Below are 16,385 nucleotides of genomic sequence, written 5' to 3'. Positions count from 1 at the left end.
TTAATAGTTGAGCTATCTCTTAGGCAAATTTTAGATAACTGTTAGCTAAAAGTATAGATCAGTTATTCATTACTCACAAAAAACTCATTTGTCAGAAGCATGGTGTTTTCTACCCAATCAGAACCCCTTATGAGTCAAGAGCCAAACTTAGCCTATAACTACAAAGTGGGTGGACATTTACCGCTTGATGCTCCTACTTATGTAGTGCGACAGGCAGATTTTGACCTTTACGAAGGGTTGAAGGCGGGAGAGTTTTGTTATGTGTTGAATTCTCGACAGATGGGGAAAACTAGCTTGCGGGTGCGAACGATGCACAAGTTGCAAGCGGAAGGATTTGCCTGTGCAGCGATAGACTTGACGAAAATTGGGAGCCAAGATATTACGCCGGATCAGTGGTATGCCGGAGTGATGCGGCGGTTGGTGACGAGTTTCCAGCTTTCAGACAAGATTAACTTACAGAGTTGGTTGCGCGATCGCGCTTTTTTACCTCCGGTGCAGCGCTTGAGTGAATTTATCGAACAAGAGCTGCTAACATCAGTCAGCCAGAAAATTGTTATTTTTATCGACGAAATTGATAACGTCCTTAGCTTAAATTTTAAGACTGATGACTTTTTTGCGTTTATTCGTGCTTGCAATGAATACGAACGTCTGACTTTTGCCTTGCTAGGAGTAGCGAGTCCCTCTGATTTGATGCAAGACAAAAACCGGACTCCTTTTAATATCGGTCGGGCGGTTGAATTATATGGCTTTCAATTACACGAAGCGCAGCTTTTAGCAGGGGGGTTAGCCGGGAAAATTAGCAATCCTCAAGAAATGCTAAAAGCGGTATTAGATTGGACGGGAGGACAGCCGTTTCTTACCCAAAAACTTTGTAAATTAGTCCTTCAACAAGCAGAGCAAAACTTATTACCCATTAGCCAAATCCCAGATTGGGTTGAGAGATTAGTGCGCTCGCGGATCATCGAGAGTTGGGAAGCAATGGATGAACCACCGCATCTAAAGACGATACGCGATCGCATTCTCCGAATTGGACAACGAAGCCGTGCGCTACTAGATCTCTATCAGTTAATTTTGCAACAAGATGAATTAGCATTTGACGAAAGTCCAGAACAAATCGAACTACTACTATCAGGAGTAATTGCCAAGCGGCAAGGGAAGTTAAAGGTATGTAACCGCATTTATGCCTCTGTATTTAACGAGAGGTGGGTAAACAAGGCGTTAGCGGATATGCACGCCGACTTCATGCAAGTTGTTGCTACCCAAGAACAAAAACTTCTATCGATGCTTAGCGTGATGGAAGGCAAAACATTTGATGATATTCTTTCGGAAATATTAGGTTCTATTACTTTAAAAATGGGCGAACTACTGAGTGTGGATCGCACAACAGTTTTCTTTATAGATGAAGAAAAAAGTGAACTTTGGTCAATTATCGCTAGGCATGAAGACGGAAATCATCCCGAACTTCAAATTTTGTCAAATAAAGAAACTAAAGGACGGTTAACTTATTTCAAAAAGTTTGTCAGCACTCCCTTTAGTTTTTGCGACGATCCCGTTGAGTTGGAAGCGGACACATCAGACACAAATAAGGGATATCGCACCTACAACGAGTTAATTTTACCAATATTAAATGAGCAGGGAGATTTAGTTGCCGTTGTCCAATTACTGAATAAGTTAAAGCAGCCGAATAATCCACAAGCTCGTTATTCAGAAAGAATCGATAAATACGGCTTCACTGAAGCCGATCAAAAACAGTTTGCTGACTATGCTCCGGCAATTCGACGAATTCTAGAAAGATGTCAGTATTGTTACAAATTAACCCAAAGACTACAAGCCTCAGAAGCACTGACAGAAGCAACGCGATCGCTCTCTCAAAGCAGCCTTGACTCTGAAGAAGTCTTGGGTCGCGTCATGGATGCGGCAAAAAAACTGATGAATGCCGATCGCAGCACCCTTTGGCTAATAGATCGAGAGGCAAATGAACTATGGACCAAAATTCCTTTTGAGGACGGTTCTGTTCGAGACTTGCGAGTCAAAGTAGGGCAAGGTTTCGCTGGCAAAGTTGCTGCATCGGGAGAAACTTTAAATATTCCCTTCGATCTGTACGATCACCCTGATTCGGAGACAGCTAAGAAAACAGATCAAAAGACGGGTTATCGAACTTGTAGTTTACTCTGTATGCCCGTTTTCAGCCCTGATGGTGAATTACTGGGTGTTACCCAATTAGTGAATAAAAAGAAACCGGGTGTTTTTCCAGAATATAACCCAGATCATTGGCCCGAAGCCCCCGAATGCTTCAAGGCTAGTTTTGATGGGAATAGTGAAAAATATATGCAGATTTTTAACTCTCAAGCGGGGGTGGCTCTGCAAAATGCCCAGAAATTTGCCAGCGTCAAACAAGAGGCAGAATCTCAACAAAAAAATGTGGTCAGTCAAACTCTGGCGATGCTTAATAGTGTCATGGATAACCAGGGTTTTGATGATATTTTAGATAGCACCTTGCGTTCGATTACTCTAAAAATGGGCAAATCTTTGAGTGCCGACCGCACGAGTATCTTTTTATTAGATGAAGACAAACATGAATTTTGGTCAATTATCGCCGAAGCCGATGGAGATGGTTCTTTAGAAATTCGGATACCTGCTAATAAAGGAATTGTGGGCGAAGTGGCAGCCCGCAAAGAAGTTATCAATATTCCCTTCGATTTCTATGACGATCCTCGCTCTGATGCAGCAAAAGAGCAAGACAAAAAAAACGGCTATCGCACTTATACAATGTTGGCGTTGCCACTCTTAAATGAGCAGGGAAACTTAGTCGCAGTTATTCAGTTACTCAACAAATTAAAGCGATTTGGCGACCGGACTGCATCCTTAGCAGAAAGAATCGATCGACAGGGCTTTACCAAAGCAGATGAAGAACGATTTGCGGAAAATGCCCCAATGGTTCAAATGATTTTGGAAAGCTTCCGCTCTTATCATAAAACGGCTAGAGGGCAACGAGTGGCAGCCGCATTAATGGCAGCAGCTCGTTCAGTGAATCAAAGCAGTTTGGATCTTCAAGAAATTCTCAAGCGGGTGATGGAAGCAGCCAAAAAACTGATGAACGCCGACCGCAGTACTTTGTGGATTTTAGATCAAAAGCCTGGTGAATTGTGGACGCAGATTCCCTTTGACGATGGTTCGGTAAAAGAATTGCGGGTGAAAGTAGGACAAGGTTATGCTGGCAAAGTTGCCGAATCTGGAGAGCCTTTGAATATTCCTTTTGATTTATATTCTCGCCCAGATTCGGAGACAGCCAAAAAAACCGATCTTCAGACAGGTTATCGCACTTGTAGCTTACTATGTATGCCAGTTTTTAGTCCCGATGGTGATTTGATTGGCGTGACTCAATTAGTGAATAAAAGAAAGCAAGGAGACTTTCCAGAATATGAAAGTCCCGATCAGTTGGCATTTCTACAAGAGGAAGCTCCGGAATATTTTAGGGCTAGTTTTGATGACAGCGATCAAAAATATATGCAAATTTTTAATAATCAAGCTGGAGTCATCCTCCAAAATGCCGAACTTTTGGCAGCAGTTAAAAAACAAGAGCGATCGCTTCGAGACAACCTGAGTGAATTGTAAATTTAAGCGTTGGTTCAGTACTTTGGGAATAACCCCATCCCGCCTTACTAAGAAACAGTGTTGAAGTTTTAAATTATCTAAATGCCTGCCCCGTCGAGGAACTCCGTAATCAGCCGATTAGAAGCATTTGAAATGATCGCCTTCTGAAGGCTAGCGTGCATGGCAACGGGTACCTTTCTTTGAATTTTTAACGATTCAATTTCCTCCTCTAAAAATTGAATCCGGTCAAACAAAGCCCGTATCACTTCCGCTTCTGGATCTTGCAGACTTTCATTGTTAACGGAAGCATCCAAATTATCTTTGCGGCGGACAATTCGACCCGGAACGCCAACTACCGTGGAATGAGACGGAATATCCCGCAAAACAACGGAACCGGCACCGATACGGACGCTATTTCCAATGTGAATATTTCCTAATACCTTCGCACCCGCTCCCACTACGACATTTTCTCCTAAGGTTGGGTGGCGTTTGCCTATTTCTTTGCCAGTACCACCGAGCGTTACGCCTTGGTAAATTAGGGCGTTGTCTCCCACAATTGCAGTTTCTCCAATCACAACGCCAATGCCGTGATCGATGAAAACGCCTTTGCCAATTTTAGCTCCCGGATGAATTTCAATTCCCGTGAAGAAACGAGCCAAGTGGGAAATCAAGCGAGGAATGAAGGGAAACCCAAGGCAATAAAGCCAGTGCGCCACCCGATGAAAGAAAAGTGCCTGTAAGCCTGGATAGCAGAACAGCACCTCCAGCCAATTGCGTGCCGCTGGGTCGCGCTGAAAAATTATTTGGAAATCAGCGATCGCAGTTTTCAGCAAGAGGCGCTTCTCCCTTCAAGTGTGAGATGGACAGCAAGCAAATTGAATCCCCCGTAATTTGGTAGGGATACCGTAATTTTGCTCCTAAGTAGGAGTATGCCATAGCCTATCTACAAAAACAATCCTAAAACTGCATAATTCCTATCGGCGAACCGTAGTATAGTGGAAAACGTTCTTGGCTGGAGATAATCCCATGCGATGGACTGTCCTGTAAGGTGAGGTACGCTTTCCTGGCTCTCCTAGAACTAGCCAGCCACCACAAGCCGCGAGACTTCCTGCAAATAGACCACATCGCTGCCGGTCAACAAATACCAGACCGCTATTTAGCGCAGGTGTTGATGACGTTGTGGCGCTGCGGTTTAGTCCTCAGTCAACGAGGCGCTTTCATCAGGTTATTTGTTGGCGGAGGAACCCTAGCGAATTACGGTGTGACAGGTGCTGGCTTGTTTAGAGGGGACAGAGAAACTGGAACCCTTGAGTCTAACTGCTTCGCAAACCCTTGAAGACTTTGCGATTAAGGAAATTTGACAGGAAGCACCGACAGATAGGATTCGCCACGGGCGATCGCTTCACGCCGTCTTGCAGTGCGAGACGTTACAGGATCTGCTCTCGAAATGGGATGAGAGTCAACAGTTGAGTCCATGTTTTACATCTAACTTTGGCGGAGTAGTAAAGATGCGAATTGCTCATAATGTCACGGAATTAGTTGGTCATACGCCTCTGGTTGAGCTGAATCGGATTCCGCAATCTGAAGGCTGTGTAGCGCGAATTGTTGCGAAGTTGGAGGGGATGAACCCGACCGCTTCAGTAAAAGACCGCATTGGCGTCAGCATGATTCAAGCTGCTGAGGAAGCTGGTTTCATTAAGCCGGGAAAAACGATTATCATTGAACCTACTTCTGGCAACACTGGCATTGCGCTGGCGATGGTAGCGGCGGCGAAAGGCTACGCCTTAATTTTGACGATGCCAGAGACGATGAGCCAAGAACGGCAGGCGATGCTCAAAGCTTATGGTGCCCAGCTGGAACTGACTCCTGGAGCTGAAGGCATGAAGGGAGCGATCGCCAGAGCCGAACAAATTGCGGCGACAACTCCGAATGCTTTTGTACCGCAACAGTTTCGCAACCCAGCTAATCCCCAAATCCATCGGGAAACGACAGCCGAGGAAATTTGGGCTGATACTGACGGTGAAGTAGATTTCTTGGTTGCGGGAATTGGGACAGGTGGCACGCTGACGGGAGTGGCTGAGGTCATCAAGGCACGAAAACCGAGTTTTAAAGCGATCGCTGTAGAACCAGTTAGCAGTCCAGTTCTCTCTGGAGGTCAGGCGGGAGCGCATAAAATTCAAGGGATTGGTGCTGGATTCATCCCAGAAGTTCTCCGAACAGAGCTAATCGATGAAGTGATTGCTGTTACGGATGAGGAGTCGATTTATTACGGTCGCCGCTTGGGTCGAGAAGAAGGGTTGTTGTCGGGTATCTCTGCGGGAGCTGCTTTAGGTGCTGCAATTCGGATTGCTAAACGTGAAGAGAATGCAGGTCGTTTGATTGTTATGGTGCAACCCAGTTTTGGCGAACGTTATCTGAGTACACCGTTATTTCGAGAACCGGAAATTCAGGATTATCCAGTTCTGGTTTAAACCAACGGTTGGAGTCGTTGTATCAGTGCATTAGTGCTAATACTTTGATGCAAGACGCGATCGCATTTATTTTATTTGCGATCGCGCAGTAAAAACATTCATGGCACCTCTGGGAGGTGACATCACTCCAGGTAGGGCACTCACCAGAGGTGCCCCTACATTCTCTGCAAACGGAGAGAGCGATCGCCAGTTTAGTTTTATGGTTGCTTTTAACCGATTCTTAACCTAAATTGATTTTTAAAGTACAGTAAATCGGGCGGATTACCATATTTACTATGAAATAGGGAAGATATCGCCTAGCCAGTCACAAGTAACTGGACTACCATAGCCCAGTTTTCAATCAGTACGTTGGGGGACTGAGGGATCGGTATTCTAGTTGTTCTGGGAGTTCCAGCAATGAGTTCGATGTTTTTCAGCCCAAGCGATTGGCAGAGTGTAACTTTTAGGCTTACCACTGCACTACTGGTTGGCGGTGCGATTGGCATGAACCGCCAGCAGCCTGGTAGACCTGCTGGCTTAAGAACTTTTATGATCGTTAGCTTAGGCGCTGCCGCATTTGTAATAATTCCTTTGCAGGTGGATGGTGACAATACCTTTTCTTCTTCCAATGCTCTGAGTCGCACCATCCAAGGCGTTGCTACGGGAGTTGGGTTCTTGGGTGCGGGAATGATTCTGCAACAATCTCATCAAACACTTAGAAAAGCCGAAGTCAAGGGGCTAACTTCCGCCGCAACTATTTGGTTGGCGGCTGGATTGGGAGCAGCCGCAGGCTGTGGATTATGGCGAATGAGTCTGATTGGAACGCTATTTGCATTGGTGGTTCTTAGTGGAGTGAAGAAACTCAAGAAGTCTCCCTTGATTCGTCTTCACGATGACAATCGGACGAAAACACCGGAAAAAGACGCTGCATCGAATCAAGATGCAGCGAAGTAATAACTTCGCTTTTAGGACTTTTAAGAGCGAGGGGTGAAAGTAAATTCAGTTGCAGTAGATTCCGGCGTCCTGCCGCCTACATTGGTCAGATATGGCGCGGCTTCGATGTGAAGCGATGCGATTCTTGTAGTCTGGGCTTTTGATTATCTCTACGGGTACGTCAGGATGCGATTTTCCCTTCTTCATCGCACTTAGCTGAGTTTGTTTAGCCAGCCTAGAAAAGATGAATTAGAAGAGATTTTGACCGCAAATTAAGGAATCTTGATCCGTAAACTGTAGATTGAATTGCCTAAATCTTACAGCACTTAGGAATTAGAAAAGAGTGCGTGTGTATGGCATCTCCTCGCCCCTCAGTGCCTTGAAATCAAAGCGTGAGCGACGTTCTCGTGAGCGATCTTCCCGACGGAGTTCCTCATCGAACCAGCCACCCTCATCCTTCAGGTAGAAGTGTTCTCAGTTTTATGGTATTAAATGTACAGTAAGTTGAGCGATAAACCGTAGATTCAAGGGATTCATCTAACCTAATTCGGTTTTTTGTCAAGGAAACCCGCACGTTAAGAAAATTGGGAAACAGTCGCTATGAGTATTTTGATTGAAGACGTATCGAAACGATTTGGCTCTTTTCAGGCGGTTTCAGGGGTCAATTTAGATATTAAAAGTGGCTCTTTAGTGGCGCTTTTGGGACCTTCTGGATCGGGGAAATCCACTTTATTACGGCTGATTGCAGGTTTAGAGACTCCAGACAGCGGTAGAATCAGAATCGCCGATCGGGACGTGACCCAGCAAAGCGTGCGATCGCGCGGCATCGGCTTTGTGTTTCAGCACTATGCGCTGTTTAAACACATGACTGTTCGCCAAAACATTGCCTTTAGTCTAGAGTTACGCAAAGCGCCCAAAGTCAGGATTCGACACCGAGTAGAGGAACTTTTAGACTTGGTGCAGCTCAATGGCTTTGGCGATCGCTACCCCTCTCAGCTTTCTGGGGGACAGCGGCAACGGGTGGCTTTGGCGAGAACTTTGGCTGTCGATCCTGAAGTCTTGCTGTTGGATGAGCCGTTTGGAGCGTTGGATGCGAAAGTGCGGAAAGAATTGCGAGCTTCGTTGCGACAGTTACACGAACGAGTGAATGTCACCACTGTGTTTGTTACCCACGACCAAGAAGAAGCAATGGAACTTGCCGATCAAATTGTGGTGTTTAACAAAGGTCGGGTGGAACAGGTCGGGACTGCCGCAGAGATTTATGACCATCCAGCAACCCCGTTTGTGATGAGTTTCGTTGGTCCAGTGAATGTTCTACCAAGTTCTGCTGGTATTTTTCGCTTGTCGAACTTGGAGTCGCCAACTTCTCATGTGTTTTTGCGTCCCCACGATGTCGCGATCCATACGGTGCCTGAAGAAAATGCTGCCCCAGCCAAGGTCAACCGCATCGTGCATCTAGGTTGGGAAGTTCAAATTGAGTTGCGTTTTAAGGATGGTCAGGAAGTCACAGCTTATATTACGCGCGATCGCTTAAACCAGTTGCAACTGCAACCCCAGCAGCTAGTTTATGTCAAACCCCAACACGCCAAGACCTTCCCCGCATACTCTTTAAATTGAGCAATTAAGTAGAAACAACGTTACTGTTAGGTGCTGCAATGACTCAAGTACAAAGTAGCACCGTTACCAGACCCACTAGAGAGAAGACTAAACCCAACTTCCAGCCATTGCCTGGACGGTGCGCCTGGGGCGGAAAGAAGTTGCGAAGGCGGACGATGACGACGCCAAAACCCATCAAAGCGATCGCTGTCCGCATCCACCCCAGATAGGTGCGCTCGTTTGCCAAGCGATCGCGCACCCGCGATGAATTCTACCGTTCTTTACTTTTTGTATCGCTCACCATTCACGCTCTATACCCCTCAAAGGGATGTAGTTTAATCGGATTAAATTTCGTAGTGCCAGAATGGCTGTTGCTCTTGCAGAACAATGAAGCGATGAGGCAGGCGCTGAATAATTCCCCGCTTCTCAAATTCATTGAGCAGTCGCGTCACCGTGACTCTGGTAGAACCGATGAGTTCGGCAATTTCCTGGTGTGTCAAGCGCAAATCGATCTGTTTTCCTTGCTCGATTTCACGCCCAAACCTTTTCGCCAGCCAAGTTAACAGTCGCAGGAGGGAAGCGTCCACCGATTTGCAATGCAGAATCTCTATGAATTCTTGAAATTGCTGAATATGCAGAATCATAGACTCGGTGGCTTCGTGACACTTGCTAACCGGCAGAACTTTTACCTCTACCAGCGTTAGGCATTCAATTTGATAAGGGTTAGCCTTGGATAGCACTCTGCCAACAATATCTCCTGGTCCCCATAAACCGAGCGTGATGGTTGTGCCGTCTTCGAGCCAGGTTACGGTGCGAACTACCCCAGTCTCAATTTGCCAGAGATAATTCTGCTCTAAGGGTAATAGAGAGCGCCGAGAAAATGTACGTCGCTTCAGGTGAGCAGAGCTAGGTAATAAAAACGGGGAAGCAGTCATGGATAGTCATCCAATTTTAAAACAGCTACGAAAATCCAGAGCGATCGCAATTACGGTTGCCGAACGCTGGTTGCGGGGATGCGTTGAAGAGGTTTCACCCAAATATACTATATTCCGCTAGGAAAACTGTGGATAAAAAAAACAAAATTGTCGCATTCCCGAAATTGTGCGGCAATTGATAGCACGGTATGCGAACAAGAATTGCTTGACTCGCTGGAATTGCCCGATTATTTGGGTGCAATTGTATTGATTGACTCTGTGCAGTCAAAAGCTGTGCAGTCAAAAGATGATGACGCGATCGCTCTAATGTACGATGCGGCTACAGGGGGCAGTTACGAGATAATCGGCTCATAGTAGAAAGCAAGGCTGTTGAAGGGAAGCGTTTAGATGTCCGAGCCATTACTCATCGTCGATGTGCAATCTGGTTTTATCAACGACTTCACGCATCATATCCCGGAGCGTGTTGTCCGCCTTCTCCAGCGTCACGAGTACGCGCCAATTCTGTTTACACGCTTTATCAATGTGTCCGACGGACCGTACTATCGCTTTCTGAACTGGCACGGCTGCGATAGCGACGCAGAAACAAGCCTTGTCTCGGAACTCGAATCCTTTGCCAAACCAGAACTTGTGTTCTCAAAGTCGGGACTGTGCGGAATGCCAGACAAACTGGTGAACTACCTGCGCGAAAATTCGATTGAGCGGATTTCTGTCGTCGGTATCGATACCGATATGTGCGTGTTGAAGATTGCAATGGATCTGTTCGATATCGGCATTGAACCACTTGTACTGACTGATTGCTGCGCCAGTACAGCCGGTTTGCAAGCGCATTTGGCGGGACTAGCGGTACTCAGCCGCAATATTGGTGCCCAACGGTTGCACGATGCGGGTCTTGGAGGAGGCATGCTAGCTGCGCCGTAGAAGCAGCAGATAAATAGTTCGGTTAGTAAAAAGACGCGAGAATTTTCCCTCTATAGAGACGCGAGAGACGCGAAGCAGCACCGCTTCGCGTCTCTACAATCTATGCAACCGAACGAATCATCTTATTTGTTTTTCTGGAGGGTTTTCGCTTGCTCCAGCGTGATTTCTTTCAATGACTGATAGGAACTAGCATTTGATGCCCCTTCAATCGCTTTAACAGCCAGATCCTGAACCTGCTTGAGGGCTGAATCGAGTTGTTTCGAGAGACTGAGAATTCGCGCATCCTGATTGCGAATCGTCTCCTCTAACGACTGAATTCTCTGTTCGTGCAAACGCTTTTGCATTTCCACATCTTTAGCATACAAATCAGACTTAATTTTGGTTTGGTAATGGGCAATGCCTTTGCCTTCTTCCTTGGCTTTTTTGATAGCCGCTTCCAGTTCCTTAGGAAATACTTCTACCTTAGCTTTCGCCTCATCATATTGTTTTTCTCGTTCAGCGATCGCTTTCTCCCGCTCATCCCACTGTTTTTCCTTTTCTTGTTGGAATTCTTCCAGATGCTTATACAAACCTTTCTTGGTTTGATCGTACTCGTCCTGGTTGATGTTGCGTTGAAGTTCTAGATCGTACTTATACTCTTTAGCATCCCGCTGGCGCGTTTTAGCTTGCGTTTCATTGCGCTCCTTAATCGAGCGTTTACGTTCTTCTTGCTCTTTGAACCAAGCGTTTTTTTGCTCTAGTGTTTCTTGTTCTAAATTTTCACGTCTTTGGCTAAGTTCCTCTTCAAAAGTTTTGGAACTTTCTTCATACTGTTGGATGAGCGTATCCAACATTCCTTCTGCGATTTCTAAATTATGTAGTTCTTCTAATTGTTTAACCTCTGTGGCGACTGAACCCCTGAGTTCTTGTAGCTTAGAAGCTTCTAATGTCAGTTTCTCTGACAACTCGCTGACAGCACTCCCGAATCCTAATTGCAGCTTTGCCAGACTTTCAATTACCCGCTCCATTTTTTGTTGATCCGCAGCAGCCTGATTCATTGTTATCCTCGATTCCAATGGTTGTTTGTCTTTAATCGCTGGTGGTTTACTTTGATTCAGTTGCTTCAGTTGCGAATCTAGCGCTGCTTTCTCTTTACTTAATTCCTCATACGCCGCTAAGATTTCAGCCTTGGTGTTTTTGTCGTTGGGTTTTCTTGCCATTGATAATCTCCTATTTTTGAGAACCGCTATTTATGGAGCCAGATAAAAGCGAATTTCTAATTTCTCTTTTCCGTGCCTGTTAATTTAGCGGAGGAGTTGTCAAAGGCTCTCATGGCAATATCTTGTGCTTGCTTCAAGGCAGCTTGAAGTTGAGCAGTCATTTCTGTTATTTGTTCAGATTGTTTTTGAATTGTCTGCTCTAGGGATTGAATTTTAAATTCATTCGCTTGTTTAGTCGCTTCCCACTCTTTTTCATACAAATCAGCTTGCACTTTAGCGTCTTGGTGAACGTCTTTAATTGCCTCTTCTCTGGCTTTTTTAACAGCGTCCTCCAATTCTTTAGGAAATCCTTCTATTTTCTTTTGATGCTCCGTAAATTCTGCTTGACGCTTTGTCAGACTGTTTTCTCGCTCTGACCACTGTTTTTCTTTCTCTTTTTCAGATTGTTGCAATTCCCGTTCCAAGTTTCGCTTAATTTCTTCGTACTCATCTGTCTCTATTTTCCGAGTACGTTCTAAATCGTATTGATATTCTTCAACTTCCCGCTGGCGTTCGGCAGTTAATAGAGCATTTTGTTCTTGGAGTGTCGTTTCAAATTCTTCCTGTTCTTTTTGCCAAGATTTGCGGATGGTAGACTGTTGTTTTTCCAGTGCTTCCCGTTCGCTGGCTATTTTTTGTTCAAGGGATTTTAGGTTTTCTTGGTGTCCTTGCGTTAAGATGTGCAGCGCATCTGCTACTACTCTGATTTGCTGAAGTTCTTGCAAATGCTGCGTTTCAATGTCTAGCGCCCGTTTTAGTTCGTCTAACTTTGAAGTTTCACCCGTTAATTTTGCGGAGAGTCCAAAAACAATTCCGCCAAACTCTAATTGCAGATCGGCTAGACCTTTGACAATACTATCGATGGTATAAGTAGAAGCTGCTTGAAGAACTTCTTTGTTCTTTTCTTTTTCTGCTTCTTGTTCCTTAGTCGCGATTTTTGACTCGATTCTTTTCTTGTCTGCAATCAGTTGTTTGAAGGCTTCTAGAATCTGTTCTTTGCTGTCTTTGGATGCCACTTTATTCATGCTTTTTCTCCATAAAAAAGTTGCTCCGTCGTAGGTGAATTTCCTACAGCAGAGTGTCGCAATCTAACCAGGAACACAGCCTTTAAATAGAACAAATGTTCTACTACTAGTGCAATATACTCAAGGAATTATGGCATTGTCAAGGGAAAATACGCCGGGAAACAGGTGTATAAAAAGTTACTGCTTATAGATGGCTTGAGTAGGTAGTCGCCCATGCCAACATTTCAGCAGGCACGGCAATGCCGTACCTCTGCACCGGGGAACGAGAAGGTGAGGTGGGGATGAGAGTTAGTAGGTTGATTGGGTAAGGGTTTGGTGAATTTGGTCTAACACTTCTGCCATCGATAGGGTGGGCACGCGCAGAATTTTGGTAGCGATCGCGCTGAGGATTTCCGGCAACTCTGAGGTAGCTTCATCGACCCCATCATTTTGATGCTCAAGCACCAAAATCGGCGGCAGAAAAGGCATCTGTCTCAAGGAAGCCAGCGCCTCCATCAAGGCTGGATTTAGCTCCATGTCTGCCAGATCGATCAGCAATAAATCAACGTTTTGCTGTTGAAGTTGCCGCAATACTTCAGTCCAAGACCGCGAAAGTATACTTCTAAACCCGGCTTTTTGTAGGTAGTGAATCAGAGGCGATGCCTTCGAGCTGCCCAGCTGGGGTTTAGCGAACAATCGAGGGTCGAAGGCTTCGCTGGTCGGGTAGCGATTGACGCTTGCCGACAAATCCATCAGCGATCGCGCATCGACGACTAAAATGCTTGGCTTACAGCTCATCCCGACGGCAATCTGAATCACCTGCAATAAGGCGGCGGTGTGATCGTTCCCATCTCCTGCCAAACAGGGAAAGACACAAAGACTGCTCACTTGATTTGCCGCCTCAGTCGTTGGGCGATCTAGCGTTACTAAAGGTAGAGAAGCTAGGGTCGTCTGTGAGGCAAGTTGTTGGAGATAGACAAGCGGATCTTCTAGACCCCCACCATCGAGGATAACGACATCCGGCTGCCAAACGCGAGCCAGAAGTTCTGCCTGTTCTAGATCGTCGGCTTCTAGAACCCGGTGATTTGGCGAGAGTCCCAATGCGGTGGGCGAAAATTCTATCGCGGCTTGCTCAAGAGAAGTGAGATGTAAAATCGTCAGGCTGACGTTGGTGCATTGCTTTGGCTTGGTTAAACAAGTCAGGCTGTGGCGTAAAGTTTCCGCCTGGACGGGCAGCGTTAAAAAGCCGTCTGCTCGGTTGGAGGCGGCTTGCTCTTTTTCAGCGTTAGCGGCTGTCACGATGACTGGAATGTGGCAGGTTTGGTCGTCTGATTTGAGCAGAGTCAGCACGTCCCAGCCGGAAAGCAGGGGCAAGCACGGGTTGAGCAGTATGGCTTGTGGCTGAAATCGCCGTGCTTTTTCGAGGGCTTCTGTCCCGGAACGAGCGATCGCAGCTCGATAGCCTAAACTGGTGAGTTGCTGAGTGAGATGGTCGATGTACTGAGGTGCGGCTTCGACGATCAAAATCAACCGATTGCGGTTCAAGGATGAACGATGGGGAGTGAAGGATGCATCCCGATTTTTTTGAGCCTTCATCCGGCTTCCTTCCTCCTTGCGCGTCGGGGGAATCGGAGGAAGTAGCAGGGTAAACTGGCTTCCCTCACCGGGTTTGGAGATAAAGGAAACATCCCCACCGTGCAGACGAGCCAAACCTTGGGTTAAAACCAGCCCCAACCCCGTCCCGTCAAAGCGGCGGGTCATGGGGTCTTCTAGCTGTTGAAATTTTTGAAAAATTAGATGTTGTTTTGCCTCTGGGATACCAATGCCAGTGTCCCAAACAGTAAAAGCAATCCAGCCTTCCCACCGACTAACTTTCAGTCCAATTTCGCCGCCCGCTTCGGTAAATTTGAGGGCGTTGGAAAGCAGGTGAGTGAGCATCTGGCGCAGACGCAAATCGTCCGCCACAATCGTTTCTAATCCAGGTTCGATACTGAGCGTAAAACCCAGTTCCTCTTTGGCGTTGCTGACTGGTTCATGCCCCGTTGCCGGTTGGTCTTTTAAGGTCTGGAGTTGTCTCGCTTGAGATAAAGCGCGATCGCACACTGTCAGAAGATTCACGGGTTCTGGCGACAGTTCCAACTGCCCCGTCTCCATCCGAGTCAAATCTAAAATATCGTTGACCACCGTCATCAACTGACGCCCACTCTGATGAATCAGCTTTGCATAGCGTTCCTGACGCTCGTTCAGCTGTCCCAGTACCCGATCCTTGAGCAAGCTGGATAAACCCAGCACGGACGTTAGGGGAGTCTTCAATTCGTGGCTGATACAGGCTAAAAACTCATCTTTCATCCGGTTGAGTTGCACCAAATCCGCATTTTTAGCCGTTAGTTCCTTGGCAACCTGCTGCTGTTCCGTGATATCAGTTGCCATCACCAGCCATAAGTCAGTGCCGAGTGCTGAAGATTGCGGGTCAGGATTCAGTGAAGAGGAAGAAGCGGGAAGATAAGAATTTCCTCGGAACTCCTGTACTGGGGTTTTGCCTAAGGTTTCGAGAAGTTCTAACTCAGCCCCGTTCTGCCACAGGGGAATTTTGACAAACTGCCAAATGCGCTCGTTGCTCTTTTTCCAGGTTCTAGAAGGTTGGGTTGCTGAGGAATTATCGAGAGGGTTATTTAGAGTCAGGGTGGCTTCTGTCGCTGACATCACGCTGGCAGAATCACTGCTAACAGCTTCAGCTGCACCCAAATCGATTCGGTTGCTTTGCTTTGAAGGCTCCCATCGCCGAGCAGGCTGAATTTCCTGGGCGCTAGAACTTCCGACGAATATCTCGCTCCACACCGAGGGCAAGGAATCTAATCTGGCAGGTGCCTCTTGCTGTACTACGGGTGGGTTAAAGCTTTCCCCAATCTGCTGACGCCAAGTTAGGTTCTGGGCGATCGCTTGTCCAGAACTTGTTTGCAATCTTAAAGGCAATGGCAGTTGTTCCAACAGTTGCACTAAGGTTCTGTGTCCGCCGTGCGATTGCCCCACTTGTGCCCCTGTCGGCTTCTCCGCAGCAGGGCGTTGAACTGTGTTTGTTGCGACTGACCAAGGGAAGGGCGGTTTGCGTAGATGTCCGGATGCCTGGAGGGCAGCTTCTCGGAGCGGGGTTGCTTCCCGCAAAGCGATCGCGTCTTCTTGGAGTTCTTCTGGGGTATAGGCTTGGGAAGCTCTCTTCTGACTACTGCCGATGCCCCATTCCTCGCTGCCTTCGGCGGTTGCCATGAATTTCAAGATCCGCTGGCTATCTAACAAACCCAAGAATTGATGAGTGGGATCGACCACAGCCCAATGTTGCGGTGTTTGGGAATTGCATGAGCGCAAATACAGGCGAAATTCCTTCAGAGACAGCTGACTCGGTAACGTTGTCAACCGTTCAATCAGCGGAAAATTTAGATGACACAGGGGTTGCTGTAAATCCAGCGTCAAAGGAGCAACTAAATAATTTTCTTGGCTGAACGAATTTGTTACTAGAAGATGAGGCATTATTGCCCGCAGATTGATGACTCCCAGTGGATGTTGTTGTTCGCTGACCACCACCAGGCGATCGCAACTACCAGAGCTAAAAATCTCCAGCACCCTCACCAATGCCACTGTTTGTTCGCAAACGGGAACTGGCTCGATAAATTCCTTTAAACTGGGAGTGGATATGGACATGACCAACCTGGCTAGGGGAAA

The 16,385-nt window shown here is 46.7% G+C and carries 15 protein-coding genes and 1 pseudogene; 9 read left to right on the top strand and 7 right to left on the bottom strand.

What is annotated here, in order from left to right:
- The first annotated feature begins 129 nt into the window (after positions 1–129).
- Positions 130–3,615 (top strand): GAF domain-containing protein, encoded by a 3,486-nt coding sequence (locus tag NDA06_RS12520; RefSeq protein ID WP_190986042.1) that lies wholly within the window; start codon positions 130–132, stop codon positions 3,613–3,615.
- A 77-nt stretch (positions 3,616–3,692) separates the two neighbouring features.
- Here the strand turns inward: NDA06_RS12520 and cysE are convergent, their stop codons facing one another.
- The gene (gene cysE / locus NDA06_RS12515; RefSeq protein ID WP_190415958.1) at positions 3,693–4,427 is read right to left on the bottom strand and encodes a serine O-acetyltransferase; all 735 of its coding nucleotides are present in this window, start codon (positions 4,425–4,427) and stop codon (positions 3,693–3,695) included.
- Between the two features lie 215 nt (positions 4,428–4,642).
- Here cysE and NDA06_RS12510 point away from each other — a divergent pair, with 215 nt between their 5' ends.
- On the top strand, positions 4,643–4,930 hold the full coding sequence (locus tag NDA06_RS12510; protein ID WP_347277038.1) for an Rrf2 family transcriptional regulator: 288 nt from the start codon (positions 4,643–4,645) through the stop codon (positions 4,928–4,930).
- 11 nt (positions 4,931–4,941) lie between these two features.
- Here NDA06_RS12510 and NDA06_RS12505 read toward each other — a convergent pair whose 3' ends face one another.
- Positions 4,942–5,070, bottom strand: a complete 129-nt coding sequence (locus NDA06_RS12505; RefSeq protein ID WP_277877696.1) for a hypothetical protein — start codon at positions 5,068–5,070, stop codon at positions 4,942–4,944.
- 32 nt (positions 5,071–5,102) lie between these two features.
- Between NDA06_RS12505 and cysK the strand changes: the two genes are divergently transcribed.
- The 4 genes from cysK (at position 5,103) to NDA06_RS12485 (ending at position 8,594) form a co-directional block, all read left to right on the top strand.
- Positions 5,103–6,065: a cysteine synthase A gene (gene cysK / locus NDA06_RS12500; RefSeq protein WP_190986043.1), complete on the top strand. Its 963-nt coding sequence runs from the start codon at positions 5,103–5,105 to the stop codon at positions 6,063–6,065.
- A 100-nt stretch (positions 6,066–6,165) separates the two neighbouring features.
- Positions 6,166–6,294, top strand: coding sequence for a hypothetical protein (locus NDA06_RS12495; RefSeq protein WP_277878405.1), 129 nt, complete (start codon positions 6,166–6,168; stop codon positions 6,292–6,294).
- Between the two features lie 176 nt (positions 6,295–6,470).
- Positions 6,471–6,998, top strand: a complete 528-nt coding sequence (locus NDA06_RS12490; RefSeq protein WP_190427721.1) for an MgtC/SapB family protein — start codon at positions 6,471–6,473, stop codon at positions 6,996–6,998.
- 579 nt (positions 6,999–7,577) lie between these two features.
- Positions 7,578–8,594 (top strand): sulfate/molybdate ABC transporter ATP-binding protein, encoded by a 1,017-nt coding sequence (locus tag NDA06_RS12485; RefSeq protein ID WP_190986044.1) that lies wholly within the window; start codon positions 7,578–7,580, stop codon positions 8,592–8,594.
- Positions 8,595–8,640: 46 nt separating this feature from the next.
- On the opposite strand, the pseudogene NDA06_RS12480 reads toward NDA06_RS12485, so the two are convergent.
- Both NDA06_RS12480 and NDA06_RS12475 read right to left on the bottom strand, forming a co-directional pair.
- A pseudogene (locus NDA06_RS12480) lies at positions 8,641–8,832 on the bottom strand (DUF202 domain-containing protein); the annotation flags it as partial.
- Between the two features lie 85 nt (positions 8,833–8,917).
- The gene (locus tag NDA06_RS12475; RefSeq protein ID WP_190415949.1) at positions 8,918–9,508 is read right to left on the bottom strand and encodes a Crp/Fnr family transcriptional regulator; all 591 of its coding nucleotides are present in this window, start codon (positions 9,506–9,508) and stop codon (positions 8,918–8,920) included.
- On the opposite strand from NDA06_RS12475, the gene NDA06_RS12470 reads away from it, so the two are divergent.
- From NDA06_RS12470 to NDA06_RS12460, 3 genes are read left to right on the top strand one after another with little or no spacing between them, the layout of a single operon-like run.
- Positions 9,507–9,629 (top strand): hypothetical protein, encoded by a 123-nt coding sequence (locus tag NDA06_RS12470; protein ID WP_277878406.1) that lies wholly within the window; start codon positions 9,507–9,509, stop codon positions 9,627–9,629. The genes NDA06_RS12475 and NDA06_RS12470 overlap by 2 nt on opposite strands.
- 26 nt (positions 9,630–9,655) lie before the next feature.
- A complete protein-coding gene (locus NDA06_RS12465) occupies positions 9,656–9,862 on the top strand; it encodes a hypothetical protein (RefSeq protein WP_190986045.1) in 207 nt (68 codons plus the stop codon).
- A gap of 33 nt (positions 9,863–9,895) precedes the next feature.
- Positions 9,896–10,426 carry an isochorismatase family cysteine hydrolase gene (locus tag NDA06_RS12460; RefSeq protein WP_190427689.1) on the top strand — a complete coding sequence of 177 codons (531 nt, stop codon included), beginning with the start codon at positions 9,896–9,898 and terminating at the stop codon, positions 10,424–10,426.
- A gap of 122 nt (positions 10,427–10,548) precedes the next feature.
- Here the strand turns inward: NDA06_RS12460 and NDA06_RS12455 are convergent, their stop codons facing one another.
- The 3 genes from NDA06_RS12455 to NDA06_RS12445 form a co-directional block, all read right to left on the bottom strand.
- Positions 10,549–11,625 carry a hypothetical protein gene (locus NDA06_RS12455; protein ID WP_190427690.1) on the bottom strand — a complete coding sequence of 359 codons (1,077 nt, stop codon included), beginning with the start codon at positions 11,623–11,625 and terminating at the stop codon, positions 10,549–10,551.
- Between the two features lie 56 nt (positions 11,626–11,681).
- Positions 11,682–12,689, bottom strand: coding sequence for a hypothetical protein (locus tag NDA06_RS12450; RefSeq protein WP_190986046.1), 1,008 nt, complete (start codon positions 12,687–12,689; stop codon positions 11,682–11,684).
- Between the two features lie 288 nt (positions 12,690–12,977).
- Complete coding sequence (locus NDA06_RS12445; RefSeq protein WP_190986047.1) at positions 12,978–16,364, bottom strand: ATP-binding protein; 3,387 nt, start codon at positions 16,362–16,364, stop codon at positions 12,978–12,980.
- Positions 16,365–16,385 lie beyond the last annotated feature (21 nt).

The sequence above is a fragment of the Trichocoleus sp. ST-U1 genome, from assembly GCF_039961835.1.
GTDB lineage: Bacteria > Cyanobacteriota > Cyanobacteriia > Cyanobacteriales > FACHB-T130 > FACHB-T130.
Note: the sequence above shows the minus strand (reverse complement) of the source record. Positions and strands in the feature narration are given on the sequence as shown.

Coding starts and splice junctions, on each gene's coding strand:
- NDA06_RS12520 (WP_190986042.1), top strand. CDS start 130: ATGAGTCAAGAGCCAAACTTAGCCTATAACTACAAAGTGGGTGGACAT.
- NDA06_RS12505 (WP_277877696.1), bottom strand. CDS start 5,070: ATGGACTCAACTGTTGACTCTCATCCCATTTCGAGAGCAGATCCTGTA.
- cysK (WP_190986043.1), top strand. CDS start 5,103: ATGCGAATTGCTCATAATGTCACGGAATTAGTTGGTCATACGCCTCTG.
- NDA06_RS12495 (WP_277878405.1), top strand. CDS start 6,166: ATGGCACCTCTGGGAGGTGACATCACTCCAGGTAGGGCACTCACCAGA.
- NDA06_RS12490 (WP_190427721.1), top strand. CDS start 6,471: ATGTTTTTCAGCCCAAGCGATTGGCAGAGTGTAACTTTTAGGCTTACC.
- NDA06_RS12485 (WP_190986044.1), top strand. CDS start 7,578: ATGAGTATTTTGATTGAAGACGTATCGAAACGATTTGGCTCTTTTCAG.
- NDA06_RS12470 (WP_277878406.1), top strand. CDS start 9,507: ATGGATAGTCATCCAATTTTAAAACAGCTACGAAAATCCAGAGCGATC.
- NDA06_RS12475 (WP_190415949.1), bottom strand. CDS start 9,508: ATGACTGCTTCCCCGTTTTTATTACCTAGCTCTGCTCACCTGAAGCGA.
- NDA06_RS12460 (WP_190427689.1), top strand. CDS start 9,896: ATGTCCGAGCCATTACTCATCGTCGATGTGCAATCTGGTTTTATCAAC.
- NDA06_RS12455 (WP_190427690.1), bottom strand. CDS start 11,625: ATGGCAAGAAAACCCAACGACAAAAACACCAAGGCTGAAATCTTAGCG.
- NDA06_RS12450 (WP_190986046.1), bottom strand. CDS start 12,689: ATGAATAAAGTGGCATCCAAAGACAGCAAAGAACAGATTCTAGAAGCC.
- NDA06_RS12445 (WP_190986047.1), bottom strand. CDS start 16,364: ATGTCCATATCCACTCCCAGTTTAAAGGAATTTATCGAGCCAGTTCCC.